Genomic DNA, 17248 nt, shown 5'->3' with positions numbered 1-17248 from the left:
GCGCAGCGCGAACGTCGGGCACGACCTAACACCATTCGCATCGATGCGCTACGAAATCGCCGCGGCGCCGCGATTGGCCGTCAGGACGGCCTCGAGAATATCGAGCCCCTCCGCAATCAATTCGTCCGACGCAGTGAGAGGGACGAGGATGCGGATGGCTTGCCCCGCCTGACCGCAGCTCAGCAGGAGCAGACCTGCCTCCATCGCCTGGCCGCATATCTGCTTTGCGCGCGCAGCATCGGGCAAGCCATCCCTGTCGACAATGTCGAATGCGATCATCGCTCCCTTGCCGCGCAAGCCTGCGATCAGCGAACCGTCTTCTGCCGACAGCCTCCCGATACGATCGGCAATGATGCCTCCGATCTGCTCGGCGCGTTCGGCCAAGCCCTCTTCATCAATGACGTCGAGCACGGCGAGCGCGGCCGCGCAGGCGACCGGCGACCCGCCATATGTCCCGCCAAGACCGCCAGGTTCGACCGCATCCATGACCTCGGCCCGCCCGATAACGCCGGACAGCGGAAAGCCGCCAGCAAGCGACTTGGCGACGGCGATCAGATCGGGCTTGATGGCGTGGTGCTCCATGGCGAACATTTTACCCGTGCGCGCAAAGCCCGTCTGCACTTCGTCGGCGATCAACAGGATACCGTGTCGTTCTCTCAACCGGTCAAGCACATCGAAGAATTCCGGAAACGGGACATGGAACCCGCCCTCGCCCTGAATGGGCTCGACAATGAAGGCCGCGATCCGGTCCGGCTCGACATCCGAAGCAAAAAGGAAATCGAGCGCCTTCAGCATGTCCTGAACCGACACGCCCGTAGTCGGTGACGGAAAAGGCAGGTGAAAGACTTCGGGAGGGAACGGTCCGGCAGCCTTTTTGTATGGTAAAACTTTCCCGGTCATCGCAGATGCCAGCAACGTGCGCCCGTGAAAGCCGCCCGAAAATGCGACCACGCCGCCTCGCCGAGTCGCCGAGCGTGCAATTTTCACTGCATTTTCAGTCGCTTCGGCGCCGGTGGTAAAAAATACCGTCTTGGCGGGCCCTTCGATTGGCGCAAGCCGGTTCAATCGCTGTGCCAGTTCGATATAGGATGGGTAGGGCGCAACCTGGAAAGCAGTATGCGTGAACTGCCCGAGTTGCCGGCTTACCGCATCGATGATCTTGGGGTGGCGATGCCCGACATTCAGGACCGCGATACCTCCGGCAAAATCGATATACCGCCGCCCTTCTACATCCCATATTTCAGCGTTCTCAGCCCGTGCTGCATAGATTGCGGTCGCCGAAGCGACACCGCGCGGAACGACCTCGGCGCGGGCCTGCTGAAGAGAGAGATTGTCCATGAATGCGGTCCTGTCGAATTTAGAAACGGAAGTGGCATGCACGCGCCAGCAAACCGGGAACCGGTTCCCGACGTGTAAATAATATGAATAATAATTCATTTAATAGAACAAGATTTTTCTTTTGCGTCAACGAGAAAAGTGACCATCTATTCCGGTCTCCACAAACGAGTGGCTCGCCTGTATTTCCGGGGCTAAACAGAACACGACTTGCCTTGGCCGTCTGCATTTTTCGTTGACGCCATCGCCATATTCCATCTATTAAGCGAATCATTATTCATATTATTGATGGCGACTCTTGCGATCAAAATCGTGCACCGACCGGGCTATCTACTAGGCCATTTCGGAAGTTGAGGGTTTAGCTGCGGTCATGGCCGTCCGGTGGCATCCCACGTGGCCGGGGCGAGACTAGATGTCGTCCGGGATAGCCTTCGCGCTTCGGGGACGTGCGTTGCGGGATGAAATACGGGAGGCCAATGCGGCACAGCCGGGACGCGGCCTGACGCAAGCAGCAACTGAGAAGAGAATGGGCGGGCGGGAAATGGTGGAAGATCCCAGGGTTCGGCTGGCGCAGTCGCCGATGACGATGCGGCAGATCATGGCAGTTGCCCTGTGCGTTGTGCTCAACGCCCTGGACGGCTTCGACGTTCTGGCGATCAGCTTCGCCTCGCCGGGCATCGCAAGCGAATGGGGCATCGACCGAGCCGCGCTCGGCCTTGTTCTGTCGATGGAACTGATCGGCATGGCGGTCGGCTCGATCATTCTCGGCAATGCCGCCGACCGGTTGGGGCGCCGCCCGATGATCCTCGCCTGCCTCGTCATCATGTCGATCGGCATGTGGCTCGCCACGCTGGCGGGCGATGTGCAGTCCTTGTCGGCCTACCGCCTGTTTACGGGTTTCGGTATCGGCGGAATGCTGGCCTGTACCAATGCCATGGTGGCGGAATATTCGAATGACCGTGCGCGCAACCTCGCCGTCGCCATCATGGCCGCCGGTTATCCGATGGGCGTTGTGATCGGTGGCACGGTCGCGTCCGGCCTGCTCGAAAGCGGAGGATGGCGCGACGTTTTCCATTTCGGGGCGGTAGTTACCGCGGCCTTCTTCCCGATCGCATGGTTTCTGCTCCCCGAATCGGTCGGATATCTGATGCAGGCACGACCGAAAAACGCGCTGCAAAAGATCAATCGCGCCCTACGCGGCGTCGGCCATAAGGCGATCCATGCGATCCCCGAGCGCGAGAGCGCGCCGATCACGGCATCCCCGCTCCAACTGTTTTCACCTACGCTGCGCCGTGCCACGCTGCTCCTGACTGCCAGCTATTTCGCGCATATCATGACGTTCTATTTCATCCTGAAATGGATCCCCAAGATTGTCGTCGATATGGGTTACGCGCCTGCGGCGGCAGGCGGCGTACTGGTCTGGGCCAACGCCGGCGGGCTTTTGGGGGCTTTGCTGCTGAGCATGCTGAGCTGGCGCATCGGCATTCGCGCATTGGCGATCGTCGCGATGCTGGGCTCGTGCATTGCGGTGGCATGGTTCGGCCAGGGTCAATCCAATCTCGACCAATTGGGTTTCGTCGCTGCTACGGCCGGGTTCTGCGCCAATGCCGGCGTCGTTGGCCTCTACGCGATTATCGCTGCCACTTTCCCGACCGAGGTTCGGGCAAGTGGTACAGGTCTGATCATCGGCATCGGGCGCGGCGGCGCGGCGCTGGGCCCTATTGCGGCCGGTCTGCTCTTTTCTTTCGACATCGGCCTTCCGATCGTCGCCGGCATCATGGCCGCCGGTTCACTGTGTGCGGCTATCGCGCTCCTGTTCCTGTCCGGCCGCGCAAAATTCCATAGTCGAGCCGAAGAGACAGCGTGATGCTATGACCAGCCGTCGCGTGCTTCCAGACTGGCCGCGAGCTCGCCGATAACGCGATAGCAGTCGAGCATCTGGGCGCCCGAGCCGTTCGGCTCGCGCCCCTCCCGGATTGCCGCCACAAATTCGCGGTCCTGCAGCTCAATCCCGTTCATCGACACCGCCACCCGGTTGAAGTCGACCGGTTTCTCCCGGCCCGTGACAAGGTCGTCGTAGCGCACGATGTAGGTTCCCGTATCGCCGATATAGCGAAAGAAGGTCCCAAGCGGACCGTCATTATTGAACGAGAGCGCGAGAATGCAGATTTGCCCTACTTGCTGAAATCGAGGGAGCACCCCTGCACACGACGAATCCAAAAGTTTTTGTCGACTATTTCTCGGATCTCGTGGTGATCTGTCCGTAGTAAAGCTCGACATTATGCGGTGTATCGACAGGGATTTGATTAGCCTCGAGCCACGATGAACGGCCGGTTGTACATGGCCGCTCCGTGTTCAGAACGGCAGACAGGCGCGCAGCCAACGCTAAATCTTACGTCCGCTTTCGGGCGCTGCACGGTGCCATCACCTTAGCTGGAGCGGCAATCGAAGTCGGCTTGGGCATCGGCGTATTTTTCTCGATTGTCGTGGGCGTTCTGGCCTTTCCGCCATTGTGGAAGCGCGTGAAGGCGAAGGGCATCAACTCCCGTTCGTTCGCACGCCGCACTGGCGCCCTCGTCGCAACGCTGGCCGGGCTTGTCGCATATGGACAAGCTTATTCACAAACACCGGAAGGCAAGGCTGCGGCAGCTAAGCGCGCTGCCCAAGAGAAGGTAAAGGGGCAGGAGGCCGAAGCGCGTGCAATCGCGGAAACGGCCGAGAAGATCGCCCGGGTTGCCTCAGGGCAGCATTGCTTTGTCAAATAGGACGATTCCCTGCCGGGAATGAAGGACGCCGTGAAGGCGTCGCTACGTAATCCCAAGTCTTTTGAGCATATAGCCACTATCCGGTCGGCCGTGGGCAAGGATGGCAGGTTCGGCGTTATCATGCGCTATCGGGCACAAAACGGCTTCGGGGGCATGAATGTCGAGGCCATGGGCGTCGAGGTCGAGGCCAAGAACTGCAAGCCCAAAGAGGTCGCCATCAACATGCTTGAGCGCCGTTACGGCACTTGGACGCCGGTGAAAACGAAGGGCTGATTGACACGTGTGGAGACGATTCGAGGTAGGATAGTCGGATTACCACCATGCGTGGCGGCTGCACGCGACGGAGCGGGGAAGAACCTCCTCCCGTTTCCCCCGGCGTTTCCCCGGATAAAAATGACCGTCCGGAATCGCCTCGCGAAAACAAATAACTATCTGATTTAATTTCAGAAAATGGTGCGTGGCGCAGTCCATGGCGAACGGGTCTCCACCTGATATTCCCTGTTATGAGTAAATTTACAGGGAGTTTTGTGCTATCTGCGCCTTTGTCCGAGCATTTCCCTTGAAAATTCCGGCGTTTGGAGACTTCGCTCCCGTTTCGGACCCTATCCGAAAACAGGGAAACTTCGGGCCAATAACAGGGTAGCGGATAACCTGCATCCGGCCGGCAGCTTATTTCGTCGGCAGTGACACTTTTTGAGATTGTCCATTGATAAAACTGAGTTTTCTTGCTGGCATCGCTTCTCTGATACCGATCCGTTCCTGCACCAAACCACCATGTAAGTGGGACGGGTTTTGCACGAACAGGCATGAAAGTGGGACGGATCGGATATTTCCGGGACAAGATCGACACGAAGAAGGCCTGAAGTGTGACGCGCGGCGGGGACTTCCCTTTCCCGACATTGTGCTCCGGAGCGGAACGGCATCCCACTCGTGCCACGACACGGAAATTCACCGTACCACGTGGATAGCCCGGCCAGATACCGCGACTCTTTGCCCCGTTCAGCCTCGGTGCGCTGGCTGCACCATGACGACAGCGAGTATAGCATCGGGGAACGGAAGGTGAGGCCGGCCATGCCGAACGGCGTGCCTACGTACTTGCCGACAACAAGCTTGCCTTGAGGCTAGCTGGGACAGCGAGACGCTCGCGATCGAGCTTCAGGACCTTATCGACCTCGACTTCGACGTCGAGCTCACCGGCTTTAGTCTCGCCGAGATCGACATGGGTGCTCGACACGGCAAGCGAGAGTGATCCGGACAGGAGCCTCGCGCCCGAAGATGTCGTGCCAGCCGTGCATGAGACGGCGGTGTCGCGGCACGACCACATGAAACCAGCGCAAAAACACGGAAAGCAGCATGCGTCCGGGAACCGCATGGAAGCCACGAACCCTAAAATGCCTCCACAATCGTGACATTTGCGGTCCCTCCCCCTTCGCACATGGTTTGAAGACCGTAACGACCTCTCGCCGCCCGGAGTGCATAAACCAGTGTCGTCATAAGTTTTGCGCCGCTCGCTCCGAGCGGGTGGCCCAGCGCGATCGCACCGCCTCGAATGTTCAGCCGCGCCGGGTCAGCACTCGTGGCTTGCAACCAGGCAAGTGGGATGGACGCAAACGCTTCATTCACTTCATAGAGATCGATCTCATCGATACCGAGCCCTGAACGTGCGAGCGCCCGTCGCGTGGCGGGAATCGGTTCTTCCAACATGATCACGGGATCGCCTGCCGTAACTGTGAGATTGTGGACCCGCGCGAGAGGCGTAAGGCCATGCGCTTTCAGCCCTCTCTCGTTTGCAATCAGTATGCCGGCCGCGCCGTCGCAAATCTGGCTCGACGTCGCGGCACTCAGCCTTCCACCCTCACACAGTCCCTTCACTGACCCGATCGATTCCGCCGACGCATCATACCGAATCCCCTCATCACGAGCATGGATAGCCGGACCCATCGGTGTTTCGACCGGGAGGGGGAGAATTTCGCTGTCGAATGCCCCAGCTTCGGTGGCGGCCGCGCCTCGTCTATGGCTCTCGAGCGCAAACGCATCAAGGTCGTCGCGGCTGAAACCGTATTTCACCGCGATCATCTCCGCGCCGGTGAACTGGTTGAATTCTTCCACGCCGTAGCGGGCCTTGATCTTCGGGCTCCACGGACCAACGCCGAGCCCAGCCTCGGCGTGTAGCCGAAAGTTGGAGCCCATCGGCACGCGCGTCATGCTCTCGACGCCAACGGCGGCGACAATGTCCTGCGTACCCGACATCACCGCCTGCGCAGCGAAGTGGATCGCCTGCTGCGACGAGCCGCACTGCCTGTCCACCGTGGTCGCGGGTACGCTGTCGGGCAGCTTCGAGGCCATCACCAGGTTGCGGGCGAGCGCGAAACTTTGCTCACCGGCCTGCGTGACACAGCCCGCGATCACGTCCTCGATGGCGGCGGGATCGATGCCGCTGCGGTCGACGAGCGCGTTCAGAATCTCGCCGCCCATGTCGGCCGGATGCCAGCCTGCGAGCGCGCCGCCGCGCCGTCCTCCAGCGGTGCGGACCGCGGCCACGATATAGGCTTCCAAAGGTCGTTCCTCTCTACAATGTCTTCAGGGATTCCACGGTGTAGGGCCGGATCGACGCGGTATCGCCGACCCTGACCTTGGCAAGCCATTCGGGGTCCGCGAGCAGCGCGCGGCCGACGGCGATAAGATCGAAATCGCCGCGCTCCATCATCGCGAGCAGGCGGTCGATGCCGGTGCCTTCGGTGCCCTTTCCCGCGAAGAGCGTGGCGAGGAGATCGTCCTTGAGGCCGACGGACCCGACCGAGATCGTCGGCAGCGACGACAGACGTCGGACCCACCCGGCGAGATTCAGATCCGAACCCTCGAATTCGGGCTGCCAGTAGCGCCGCTGCGAGCAGTGGAAAATGTCCACGCCAGCATCGACGAGCGGCGACAGAAAGGCTTCGAGTTCCTGCGGAGACGCGAGCATCTTCGTGTCGAAATCGTGCTGCTTCCACTGCGATATCCGCAGGATCACCGGAAAATCGGGTGGTGTCGCATCCTTGATCGCGCGCACGATGTCGGCGGCGAAGGACGAACGCTCGGCGATCCCGCCGCCGTACCGATCGGTACGGCGATTGGTGTCCTGCCAGAAGAACTGGTCGATCAGATAACCGTGTGCAGCGTGCAGTTCGACGCCGTCGAAGCCCAGCCGGAACGCAGAGACGGCTGCCGAGGCGAAGGCTTCGACGACAGCGTCGATGTCGGCAAGCGACATCGGCTCGGTACCCTTCCACGGCAGGACGCCAGGTCCGCCGACCATGCCCGAGGGGCCGACCTGATCGTCGCGAAGGCCGCCCTCGCCTTCAAAAATGCCTTCGACCGGAGCGGGCACGATGAGGCCCGCGTGCCAGAGCTGCGGCACCATGTGGCCACCCGCCGCGTGGACTTCGCGAATGACGCGAGCCCAGCCTTCGAGCGCCTTCTCGCCGTGGAAGCGCGGCACATTATCGTCGATGGAAGCGCCGGCATGATCGACGAACGTGCCTTCGCTGATGATGAGCCCGACGCCGTTCTCGGCGCGGCGGCGATAATAGTGCGCCACATCTGGGCCGGGAACGCCGCCGGGCGACAGTGAGCGGGTCATCGGCGCCATCACGACGCGGCTGGAAAGATCGAGCATCCCGTGCCGGAACGGCCGAAACAGGACGTCGCTGACACTCGTCACTGCTCCGCCCACAGATAGTGGGCATCGCCGGGCCGCAGATATGCGAAGCGGTCTTCGACATCGGCAAGGCCGAGCACATCCGCCGTACCGCCCGTGCGCGCCGGATCGGTCTGGAGCTGGCGGCGAATCTCGAGGCGGCCGATCTGGTTGCGATGCACCTCGTCCGGTCCATCCGCGAGACGCAGCATACGCGCAGTCGCGTAGGCGGCGGTGAGCAGGTGATCGGAGTTGGTGCCGCCACCGCCGAACATCTGGATCGCCCAATCGACGATCTGGCAGGCCGCAGTGGGCCCGGCCACCTTGATCATGGCGATCTCGGACTTAGCGACCTTGTTGCCGACCGTGTCCATCATCCACGCGGCTTTCAACGTCAGCAGGCGTACTTGCTCGATCATGATGCGCGCGTTCGCGATGCGTTCGAGCGTCACCGTCTGCCGGGAAAGCTCACTGCCGAAGGCCACGCGCCGGTCGGCGCGGCGGCACATGCGTTCGAGAATGCGCTCGCACAGGCCGATGAGGCGCATGCAGTGATGGATGCGGCCCGGCCCGAGACGGCCCTGCGCGATCTCGAAGCCCCGCCCTTCACCGAGCAGCATGTTGCTGGCCGGAACGCGCACGTTCTCGAAAACCACCTCGGCCGCCCTGTCGGGCACGCCGTAGAAGCCGAACACCGGCAAGGGACGAAGCACGCGGATGCCGGGCGTGTCTTTCGGCACGAGGATCATCGACTGCTGACGATGGCGATCCGCACCGTCCGGATCGGACTTGCCCATGAAGATGATGATCTTGCAGCGTGGATCGGTGGCGCCGGTCGTGTACCACTTGCGCCCGTTCAGGACATAGTCGTCGCCGTCGCGGATGATCGAACTGCCGATATTGGTCGCGTCGGACGAGGCGACTTCGGGCTCGGTCATGGCAAAGGCGGACCGAATCTCGCCGGCAAGAAGCGGCGTCAGCCACGCCTCACGCTGCTCCGGCGTGCCGTAGCGCCAGATCGTTTCCATGTTGCCGGTGTCGGGCGCCGAACAGTTGAACACTTCGGGCGCCAGCAGCGAACGCCCCATGATCTCGCAGAGCGGTGCATAATCGAGATTGTGCAGGCCTGCGCCAAGCTCCGCATCGGGCAGGAACAGGTTCCAGAGACCGGCTTCCCGCGCGATCGGCTTCAGCTTTTCAACGATGGGCAGTACCGCCCACGGTCCCAGCCGTTCCGCTTCCGAATAGAAGGCCCATTCGTTCGGATAGATGTGCTCAGCCATGAAATTCTCGAGGCGAGCCTTGTAGTCGAGAACCTTCGGCGACATTTCGAACATGGCGGGAGAAACCTTTCAGGACGAGAGAATCGTGCCGGAGCTATTGCCGCGCGGAGGTGCCGCCATCGATGACGAGAACGCTGCCGTTGCAGTAGGAAGCCTCGTCGGAGGCGAGATAAAGGCAACCGTTCGCCATCTCCATCGGCGTGCCGGGGCGACGCATCGGCGCGAGCTGATCGGCCACCACCGGATCGTCGAAGATGCCGACGACCGACGCCACCATCGGCGTATCGATGAAGCCCGGCGCGATGCAGTTTGAGCGGATATTGTCCTTCGCGTAGCTGACGCAGAGCGAGCGCGTGAGATTGATCATGCCGGCCTTCGCCGCCGTGTAGGCATGCGCCGCCTGCAGCCCGAGCATGCCCGAGATGCTGGTGACGCCCACGATGGCGCCGCCGCCCGCCGCGATCATCTTCGGTAGCACGGCGCGGGCCATCAGATAATAGCCATCGAGGTTGATACCGATCACCTCGCGCCACTTGTCCGGCGTGGTGTTGACGGTGTCGTTCATCGAGCCGGGGCTTTTTTCCGCCCAGCTGTAGCCGACACCGGCGGCATGGACGAGAATGTCCACCTTGCCGAAAGCCGTGATGGCGGCCGCGACCACGGCGTCGGCGCTTTCATCCTTGCTGAGGTCCGCAACATGGATCGCGCCCGCACCCACCGGCACCTGCGAAAGGCTCCCCTCCAGCGTACTCCTCGTGCGTCCGGCCCCCAGCACCTTCGCACCTTCCTCGGCGAAACGCGCCATGCACGCGCGGCCGACGCCGGTTCCGGCACCGGTGATGATCGCGACCTTGCCTTCCAGTCTTCCCGCCATGATCCACTCCCCAATATTGGTGCCCGGCCGTTCTCCGGCAGAGCACGCCTTGCATTCTTCCGGCCGTTCCCGATCAGGACCAGCCTTTTCGGCCCTTCCCGCCGACGAGCCCCGCCGCGACCCGCGTCTTCAGCAGCGGGCGCGGGCGAAAGCGTTCGCCATAGGCATCGAACATGATCTGCTGCGCGGTAAGGCACAGACTGGACGTGGTCGCGTCCATCAGCTCGAACGGCCCGAGCGGGTGTCCGAGCCCGAGCTTGCAGGCCGTGTTCAGATCCTCGACGCTGATCACATCCTCCTCGACGAGCCGCACCGCCTCGATGAGAAACATGTGCAGCACACGGTTGACGGCGAAACCGGCGACGTCCTTCACGCGGATCGGCACCTTGCCGGTGTTTTCGGCAAGCGCATAGGCGGCCTTCACCGTCTCCTCGGCGGTGTCGAAGGCCGGGATCACCTCGACCAGCTTCATGCGGCTGACCGGCGAGAAATAGTGCATGCCGATGAAATGCTGCCGCCGCGCTTCCGACACGCGCGAGGCGAGAACCGAGATCGGAATCGTGGACGTGTTGGTGGCGATCATGGCGCCCGCCGGCAACGTCTCGTCGAGGCGGCGGAGGATGTCCGCTTTCACCTCGAGATCCTCGAACACGGCTTCGGTCACAATCGTGCAGGCCTTGAAGTCCGCGATATCGACCGTGGCGCGGATACGGGCGGGGGTGTTTTCCGCCAGCGCGGCATCGTAGAATCCCCGCGCGACGCCCTTTTCCAGAATCCCGGCGATTCGGGACACCGCACGTGTGAGCGCCACCTCGTCGCGGTCGAGCAGCAACACGGACTTGCCTGCAAGTGCCTGCACGAGCGCGATTTCCGCACCCATCAGCCCGGCCCCCACGACGCCTGTCGAATGTTGTTGCACAATCCGCCCCGATAACCAATGTTGTATGACAATATCGTTTTCTTGATCGCTTGAAACCGATCATGCAAGCGAAATATGGCCCGGTGACGGGTACGACCTTTGTGGGAGGAAGCATGGCCGAAGCCACCGCTACGGCGGTTACTGTGGAACGTATCGCAGACCATATCGCACTGGTGACGCTGCGCAGGCCGGAGGCGCGCAACGCCGTGAACGCGGCGGTCACGGCGGGCATGAGGGATGCGGTGAAGACCATCGAGAACGACCCCGACATCTGGGCCGCCATCGTGACCGGCGAAGGCGGCAAGGCCTTTTCGGCGGGCGCCGACCTCAAGGCTGTCTCGGACGGCGGCATGAGCGGGCTCGTCGACCCGGAATGGGGCTTCGCGGCGTTTGTTCACGCCCCGCGTGACAAGGTGTGGATCGCGGCCGTGGACGGCGCTGCCATGGCCGGGGGCTTCGAGATCGCGCTGTCCTGCGACATGATCGTCGCTTCGGAGGATGCCCGCTTCGCACTGCCGGAAGTGAAGCGTGGTCTGGTGGCGGCTGCAGGCGGCATCTATCGCCTGCCACGCACGCTGCCCCGTGCGCTCGCGCTCGAACTCATCGCGACGGGCGAGCCTATCGGCGCGGAGCGCGCGCTGGCGTTCGGCCTCGTCAACCGCGTCGTCCCGAAGGCGGACGTTCTGGGCACAGCGCTCGACCTCGCAGAGCAGGTCTGCGCGAATGCACCGATCGCGGTTCGGGAAAGCCTGAAGGTGGCGCGGCGGGCCTTCGACGAAACCGATCCCCGACTGGGCGCGCTGAGCCTCGCAGCGCAGGACGTCATCATGCGGACGGAAGATTTCGCGGAAGGGCCACGCGCGTTCATCGAAAAGCGCGCGCCACGCTGGGCGGGGCGCTGATGCGCAATGTATTTACCGGAGAAACGCAATAGAATAGGACGCGCCAATAGCTTGGCAGCGTAACAAACCGATGAACAATTGAGTCAGGCCAGAAAGCGAAAGACAAGGCGATGGGGTTGCCCGCTCAGAAGAAAGCAAAACGCAGCGCGGCCGAGGCCGAAAAGACCGCGAGCGACAGCGCAAGCTCGCCCGACAAGGTGGTGGATGCGATCCATCGCGGCATTCTCGCCGGCCGCTATGTCCCCGGTCAGAAGCTGATCGAAGCCGATCTCACGCAGAGCCTCGGCGTCAGCCGGGGTCCGGTGCGCGAGGCGTTGAAGCGGCTGGACGCGGAAGGCGTCGTCGAGCTGACCCGCCATCGGGGCGCGTATGTGCGCTCGCTGACCCGTACCGAGGCCGTGGACCTGCTGGAGATTCTGGAGCTGCTGACGAGCTTCATCGCACGCATCGCCGCCATCGCCGTGGCGCGCAAGCGCACGATGGGCGAGCAGAACGCCCGCGAACTGGAAGAGGCTTTCCACCTGCTGGAGCGTTTCAAGGACCCGACGCTGGAAAATGCGGCCTTCCTGGAACAGCGCAGCCATTTTTATGATGCGCTCATCGCGGTGGGCGAGAATTCACAGATCCAGTCGGTGATGCCGATGATGCGCATCCACCTGCTGCGCCTGCAGGTGCAGCCGTTCTTCAATTCCGAGGACCGGCAGGACCGGCTGAACGAATACGCCGCGATCACTGTTGCCGTGCTCGGCGGCGACAAGGCCGGCGCGCAGAAGGCCATGCGGCAGCACATGACCCACATGCGCCAGCGGATCGCGCAGCTTCCGGACGAAGCCTTCGCCCGAAGCTGAGATCACCTACTATTCGAGCAGCGTTTCGCGGAGGACCTCGATATCCTTCGGCGAGAGCCGCAATACGGCGTTCGCATAGCCGATGATATCGCCGTATTGCCGCGCGAGCTCACCGAACATTGCATCGAGGTAACCGGGGTCGGCATTCAGGATCGGCGACCAAAGCGCCTCCGATGCAACCAACTCCTGGCCTACGTATGTAAGGAACATGGACCGCGTGCGCTCCCGTGCGGCATCACTTTCTACGTAATCGGCCACGATAGCCTCGCGGCCGACTCCCAACAGTGCCAGCAGTAGAGCCGATGCGACACCAGTCCTGTCCTTTCCGGCAGCACAGTGGAACAGAAGCGGCGTGTGCCCGCGCGCAATATGGTGAAACAAGGCGCGGTATGCCTCTGCCTGCGCTATGGGCATCGACCGATAGATATCGCGCATGGCATCGCGGCCGGATGTGCCGGCCAGACACAGATCAAGGAGCGGGCGTGGATTGCCCAGGCTTTCGGACGCCATGCGCCAATGAGGAATCACTTCGAGCGGTGCGGGCGACGGTCCGTGCGAACGTTCCGGACCCGAGCGCAAATCGACGATAAGCGAGACACCGATGCCGAGAAGCGCCTGCACCGCTGCTGGCGAAAAATGAGCCAGGCTTCCGGAGCGAAACACGTGACCCGCCTTCACACGGCGCCCGCCAAGACCCGGAATTCCGCCTAGATCCCGCAAGTTATAAGCGCCTTCGAACATTCTCCCAGCCTCTCTCGAACAATTGCAAGACATCAAGATTGCGCTACAATTTTGTTTTTTGAAATAGCCCTAAGGGTTGACAATGACATGCGTTCGGTGTTCAAATTTTGACGCAACGAAGATCAGGCCGCGGCACAACACGCGGCGATTGGGAGGATCATGGCGGTACTTTACACGGACCGGGACCGATACGGGCACAGCCCCGCATCCCCTCTCGTCGAGGCCGTGCAGAACAGCGTGCGAGACCTTGTGCGCCGGCGCTGGGCCGAAAGCGGTGACGACTGGTCAGACTTCGTCTTCGGCTCCTCCGAGCGACTGGTGACCAAGGCCGACATCGAGGCCATCGAGGCGCGCATCCTCGCTACGGGCTATCGCTTTGCCTGGTCCTCGATCCTGTCGCAGCGGGACCGTCCCGAAGCCTATACCTCGGGCGATACCGGCGATAATCCCGATTTCAGCTTCGAGCACCCCGAAGCCTTGACCGAAGCCCCGGATGCGGAAGGCCGTGCGCAGCGTGGTACCGGCGACAACGTGGTGATGCGCGCGGAGAACACGCGCGGCGTCGCGCTCTATGTCCGCACGAGCGAGCGTGTCGTGGACCTCATGAAGAACGGCGTCCCCGAGGATGCCATCGCCATCATCGACGACAGCGGCGGCACGCTGACGGCGCCCATCCTCGAGAAGTTCAAGGGCGTGATCTGCGCCGGCGGCACGGTCCGTTCGCACCTCGGCATCCTGACGCGCGAGTATGGCATCCCCTGCCTGATGAACGCACGGATCAGCGGCATCCGGAACGGCGACCGGGTCGAGATCGAAACGAGTGCGCCGGCGCGCACGGCCGAATCCTACCAAAGCGGCGTCGAGATGCCGGCGCGCGTCTGGAAGCTCGCATGAACCGCCCGAGCTACGCGCAGATTCTCGAAGCGAACAACCTGATGCAGTCCATCGGGGACGAGACCTACTGGCTGTGCCTGACGCGCACGGTGCAGGAATCGAAGCTGTTCCCGGTTTCGGCCTACATCATGTTCTCCTACGTCAACGCCTTCTACCGCTATCCGTCGCTGCTGCGGAAGATCGAGGCGCGGATGCCTGCGGAAGAGATCGCCGACCGTAGCCGCAACATGGGCATCAAGATCCAGAACTCTCATATGGGCTGGTGCCTGCCGGCATTCTACCTGCTGGGGCGCGAATGGCTGATCTCGCTCGGCCTGCTGCGCCCGCAGGATGCGCTTGAGGACGTGATCTACGTGCTCGACTTCTGGAAGCGCTTCCAGCTCTCGTGGCACCGCAACAGCGGCCATCGCACCAACCGCGAATATGGCCACCGCGCCCAGATCCTCCCTGACCGGCGGCTGGAGATCTTCCGCGACGACATGTTCGCCTGTGAAGCGGGCGACGAGCTGCACGCCGCTGCGCACGCCTTCATGGCGACGGCCTCGCAATACGGCTTCCTCGTGTCCTGCGAGAGTCGGATCAGCCTTACCAACTCCGGCCCCTACCGGATCGACGACCGCCACGAGATGCTGGTCCGCGATTTCATGGATATGGCCGAGTGCTCGCTGCCATGGCTGGACGGTGTCGCAGCCGGCGTGCCCTACAACAATTTCACCGTCGTCATGTCGGTGTGCGATTGCCATTTCCATCTGGTCGACGACTGGGGCAGCTTCGAATCGACGCCCGGCTTCACCGCAGACAAGCTCGCCGGCGTCGGCCTCTACACGTCCGATCCCCTCACCGAGGGCTTCATGCCGCTCGGCATGGGCTCGCGCGAGGAACTGACCGCGACGTTCCGCGAACTGAACGACATCCTGAAGGACGCCACCAACAAGCTCTGGATGCGCATGGCGGACTGGACACGCGACCAGCTTTTGGAGGCAGGCGCACTGATCTATTTCGCCGTCGTCAAGGATCTCGCGCACGTTGCAGGCGTGTTCGAGGTCGAGGACTGGATGGAAATCGATCCGCGCGCGGAGCGGTTCCGGCCGCTGTTCAACGACGAGTACGGCAATGTCGCGCTCGGCGAACTCGTCGCCGGCCTCACGTTCCCCAACCAGCAGGCCTCGCCGTTCACGATGATGCAGCATTCGGACAGACCGACGCGCATGTTGACCCCGATCCCCTACTCGGTCCTGTCGGGCGAGGACTACGTGCCGACGTCCGGCCCCATTCAGCGCGGGACGACGACACTCGACCTAAAGGTCGATCGCTATTGCACCTCGCGCGGACGGCTCACGCTCGCGGAATACAACCGGCTGGCACAGGAGCATGTGCCGGAAATCTGTTCCGACCGGTATCGCCACCTCTGCGAGACCTGGCTGAAGTACAATGCGCACACGCCGCTGGCCGACGAGCTTTACAAGGTCGAGCAGCGCCAGTCGCGGACGCTGAAAGACCGCGGCGTGCGGAAGGGCGAAGCCTGATGCAGGTCGGCTCGCTCATCCGCCGCGCGGCGCTGCATTACAAGGATGCGCCCTGCCTTGTCGAAGGCACGCGCATCGTCACCTTCCGGGATTTCGATGCGCTCACCGACCGGCTGGGTAACGCGCTGCTCGCGACCGGCCTCACGCCCGGCGACCGGGTCAGCGTGCTGCTGCCGAACGGCATCGATTGCCTTGTCGCATACTATGCGCTGGCGAAATCGGGCCTCGTGCGCGTGTCGCTGAACACGCGCGAGACGCCCGACAACCATGCCTACAAGTTGGCCGACAGCGGTAGCCGTGCGGTGATCTGCGGCGACGAAGAGATCGTCCCGGAAACGCTCGACTTCATCTTCCGCCCCGACGAGATCGCGGAGATGACGCTGACCGGGGCCGAAACCCCCTGCGCCGTCGACCGCGATCTCGAAGCGCCCTACCGCCTCGGTTACACGGGCGGCACCACGGGCAAGCCCAAGGGTGTGACGCTGACCATGCGCGGCGAGACGGCTGAGCTTTCCGCCTTCCTCACAGATCTGATGCCGGACATGCGGCAGGGCGACACGTTCCTGCACGCCGCGCCCATTGCTCACGCCTCGGGCGCGTTCTTCCTGCCGGCGCTGGTGCGGGGCGTGCGGTCGCTGGTGATGAAGAAATTCGACCCGGCCGCGTTCATCGCGCTTGCCGAGGCCGAGCAGGCCTCGATGACCTTTCTGGTGCCGACCATGCTGGCGATGATCCTGGAACAGCCGGCATGTGCGGGCGCCGATCTTCGTCTGCGCCGCATCGCCTATGGCGCCTCGCCCATCGCCGAGACGCTGCTGCGCAAGGGTGAGACACGCTTCGGCAAGGTGTTCGCGCAAACCTATGGGCAGGCGGAAAGCCCCATGGTGATCACCTGCCTGAAACCCGATGAGCACGACCGCGTCGGATCGTGCGGACGTCCGTTCACGACGGTGGAAGCCGGCATCGTCGACGACGACGACAATTTCCTCGCACCCGGCGAGATCGGCGAAATCGTCTGCCGGGGAACGCAGTTGATGGCCTATTACTGGAACAGGCCGGAAGCGACGGCCGAGGCGTTCCGAAACGGCTGGCTACACACCGGCGACATCGGACGCATGGACGAGGACGGGTTCTTCTATATCCTCGACCGCAAGAACGACATGTTGATCTCCGGCGGATACAACGTCTATCCGCGCGAGGTCGAGGACGTGCTGCTCGCCTATGACGGCGTCGTCGAGGCGGCGGTCGTCGGCCTGCCCGATGAAAAATGGGGCGACCGTGTCCACGCCGTCGTCGCCGGCCGCGACGGGCTCGACAGCGATGCCGTTCTGGCGTTCGTGAAGACGAAGCTCGCCAACTACAAGCACCCGAAATCGATCGAGATCTGGCCGGAATTGCCGAAAAGCGGCGCCAACAAGATTCTGCGGCGCGAGATCCGCGACACCATAGCCGCCCGCCGGACGGCGGCGGCGCAATGATCGG

Annotated in this window: 15 protein-coding genes and 1 pseudogene; 8 read left to right on the top strand and 8 right to left on the bottom strand. The window is 62.7% G+C overall.

What is annotated here, in order from left to right; all coding sequences use genetic code 11:
- Positions 1 to 48 precede the first annotated feature (48 nt).
- Positions 49 to 1338, bottom strand: a complete 1290-nt coding sequence (gabT, locus tag PE061_RS07825; RefSeq protein WP_271258532.1) for a 4-aminobutyrate--2-oxoglutarate transaminase — start codon at positions 1336 to 1338, stop codon at positions 49 to 51.
- Between the two features lie 409 nt (positions 1339 to 1747).
- Here gabT and PE061_RS07820 point away from each other — a divergent pair, with 409 nt between their 5' ends.
- Complete coding sequence (locus PE061_RS07820) at positions 1748 to 3202, top strand: MFS transporter (RefSeq protein ID WP_420794380.1); 1455 nt, start codon at positions 1748 to 1750, stop codon at positions 3200 to 3202.
- Positions 3203 to 3204: 2 nt separating this feature from the next.
- Here PE061_RS07820 and PE061_RS07815 read toward each other — a convergent pair.
- Positions 3205 to 3516, bottom strand: a pseudogene (locus PE061_RS07815) (oxidoreductase); the annotation flags it as partial.
- Positions 3517 to 3791: 275 nt separating this feature from the next.
- On the opposite strand from PE061_RS07815, the gene PE061_RS07810 reads away from it, so the two are divergent.
- Both PE061_RS07810 and PE061_RS07805 read left to right on the top strand, forming a co-directional pair.
- Complete coding sequence (locus PE061_RS07810; RefSeq protein WP_271258531.1) at positions 3792 to 4100, top strand: hypothetical protein; 309 nt, start codon at positions 3792 to 3794, stop codon at positions 4098 to 4100.
- Positions 4101 to 4118: 18 nt separating this feature from the next.
- Positions 4119 to 4373 carry a hypothetical protein gene (locus PE061_RS07805; protein WP_271258530.1) on the top strand — a complete coding sequence of 85 codons (255 nt, stop codon included), beginning with the start codon at positions 4119 to 4121 and terminating at the stop codon, positions 4371 to 4373.
- A gap of 1113 nt (positions 4374 to 5486) precedes the next feature.
- Here PE061_RS07805 and PE061_RS07800 read toward each other — a convergent pair.
- The 5 genes from PE061_RS07800 to PE061_RS07780 form a co-directional block, all read right to left on the bottom strand.
- Positions 5487 to 6656 carry an acetyl-CoA C-acetyltransferase gene (locus tag PE061_RS07800; RefSeq protein WP_271258529.1) on the bottom strand — a complete coding sequence of 390 codons (1170 nt, stop codon included), beginning with the start codon at positions 6654 to 6656 and terminating at the stop codon, positions 5487 to 5489.
- A 13-nt stretch (positions 6657 to 6669) separates the two neighbouring features.
- Entirely contained in the window at positions 6670 to 7803 is a 1134-nt protein-coding gene (locus PE061_RS07795) for an NADH:flavin oxidoreductase (protein ID WP_271258528.1), read from the bottom strand.
- Positions 7800 to 9116 (bottom strand): acyl-CoA dehydrogenase family protein, encoded by a 1317-nt coding sequence (locus tag PE061_RS07790; protein WP_271258527.1) that lies wholly within the window; start codon positions 9114 to 9116, stop codon positions 7800 to 7802. The genes PE061_RS07795 and PE061_RS07790 overlap by 4 nt, the downstream gene beginning before the upstream one ends.
- A gap of 40 nt (positions 9117 to 9156) precedes the next feature.
- The gene (locus tag PE061_RS07785; protein ID WP_271258526.1) at positions 9157 to 9936 is read right to left on the bottom strand and encodes an SDR family NAD(P)-dependent oxidoreductase; all 780 of its coding nucleotides are present in this window, start codon (positions 9934 to 9936) and stop codon (positions 9157 to 9159) included.
- A gap of 73 nt (positions 9937 to 10009) precedes the next feature.
- Positions 10010 to 10831: a 3-hydroxyacyl-CoA dehydrogenase family protein gene (locus tag PE061_RS07780; protein ID WP_271259154.1), complete on the bottom strand. Its 822-nt coding sequence runs from the start codon at positions 10829 to 10831 to the stop codon at positions 10010 to 10012.
- Positions 10832 to 10998: 167 nt separating this feature from the next.
- Here PE061_RS07780 and PE061_RS07775 point away from each other — a divergent pair, with 167 nt between their 5' ends.
- Together PE061_RS07775 and PE061_RS07770 are read left to right on the top strand one after the other, a co-directional pair.
- The gene (locus PE061_RS07775) at positions 10999 to 11757 is read left to right on the top strand and encodes an enoyl-CoA hydratase-related protein (protein WP_271258525.1); all 759 of its coding nucleotides are present in this window, start codon (positions 10999 to 11001) and stop codon (positions 11755 to 11757) included.
- A gap of 110 nt (positions 11758 to 11867) precedes the next feature.
- Entirely contained in the window at positions 11868 to 12605 is a 738-nt protein-coding gene (locus tag PE061_RS07770; RefSeq protein WP_271258524.1) for a GntR family transcriptional regulator, read from the top strand.
- Positions 12606 to 12614: 9 nt separating this feature from the next.
- Here PE061_RS07770 and PE061_RS07765 read toward each other — a convergent pair whose 3' ends face one another.
- Positions 12615 to 13346, bottom strand: coding sequence for a tyrosine-protein phosphatase (locus tag PE061_RS07765; RefSeq protein ID WP_271258523.1), 732 nt, complete (start codon positions 13344 to 13346; stop codon positions 12615 to 12617).
- Positions 13347 to 13505: 159 nt separating this feature from the next.
- On the opposite strand from PE061_RS07765, the gene PE061_RS07760 reads away from it, so the two are divergent.
- Genes PE061_RS07760 through PE061_RS07750 form a run of 3 tightly spaced genes read left to right on the top strand, consistent with a single transcriptional unit; the run spans position 13506 to position 17244 of the window.
- The gene (locus tag PE061_RS07760) at positions 13506 to 14240 is read left to right on the top strand and encodes a PEP-utilizing enzyme (protein WP_271258522.1); all 735 of its coding nucleotides are present in this window, start codon (positions 13506 to 13508) and stop codon (positions 14238 to 14240) included.
- Positions 14237 to 15766, top strand: coding sequence for a hypothetical protein (locus tag PE061_RS07755; RefSeq protein WP_271258521.1), 1530 nt, complete (start codon positions 14237 to 14239; stop codon positions 15764 to 15766). The genes PE061_RS07760 and PE061_RS07755 overlap by 4 nt, the downstream gene beginning before the upstream one ends.
- A complete protein-coding gene (locus tag PE061_RS07750) occupies positions 15766 to 17244 on the top strand; it encodes an AMP-binding protein (protein WP_271258520.1) in 1479 nt (492 codons plus the stop codon). The genes PE061_RS07755 and PE061_RS07750 overlap by 1 nt, the downstream gene beginning before the upstream one ends.
- Positions 17245 to 17248: the final 4 nt, after the last annotated feature.

The sequence above is a fragment of the Sphingosinicella microcystinivorans genome (genome assembly GCF_027941835.1).
In the GTDB taxonomy this organism is placed as follows: domain Bacteria; phylum Pseudomonadota; class Alphaproteobacteria; order Sphingomonadales; family Sphingomonadaceae; genus Sphingosinicella.
The sequence above is the reverse complement of the archived record's forward strand: the minus strand, read 5'-3'. Positions and strand labels throughout refer to the sequence as shown.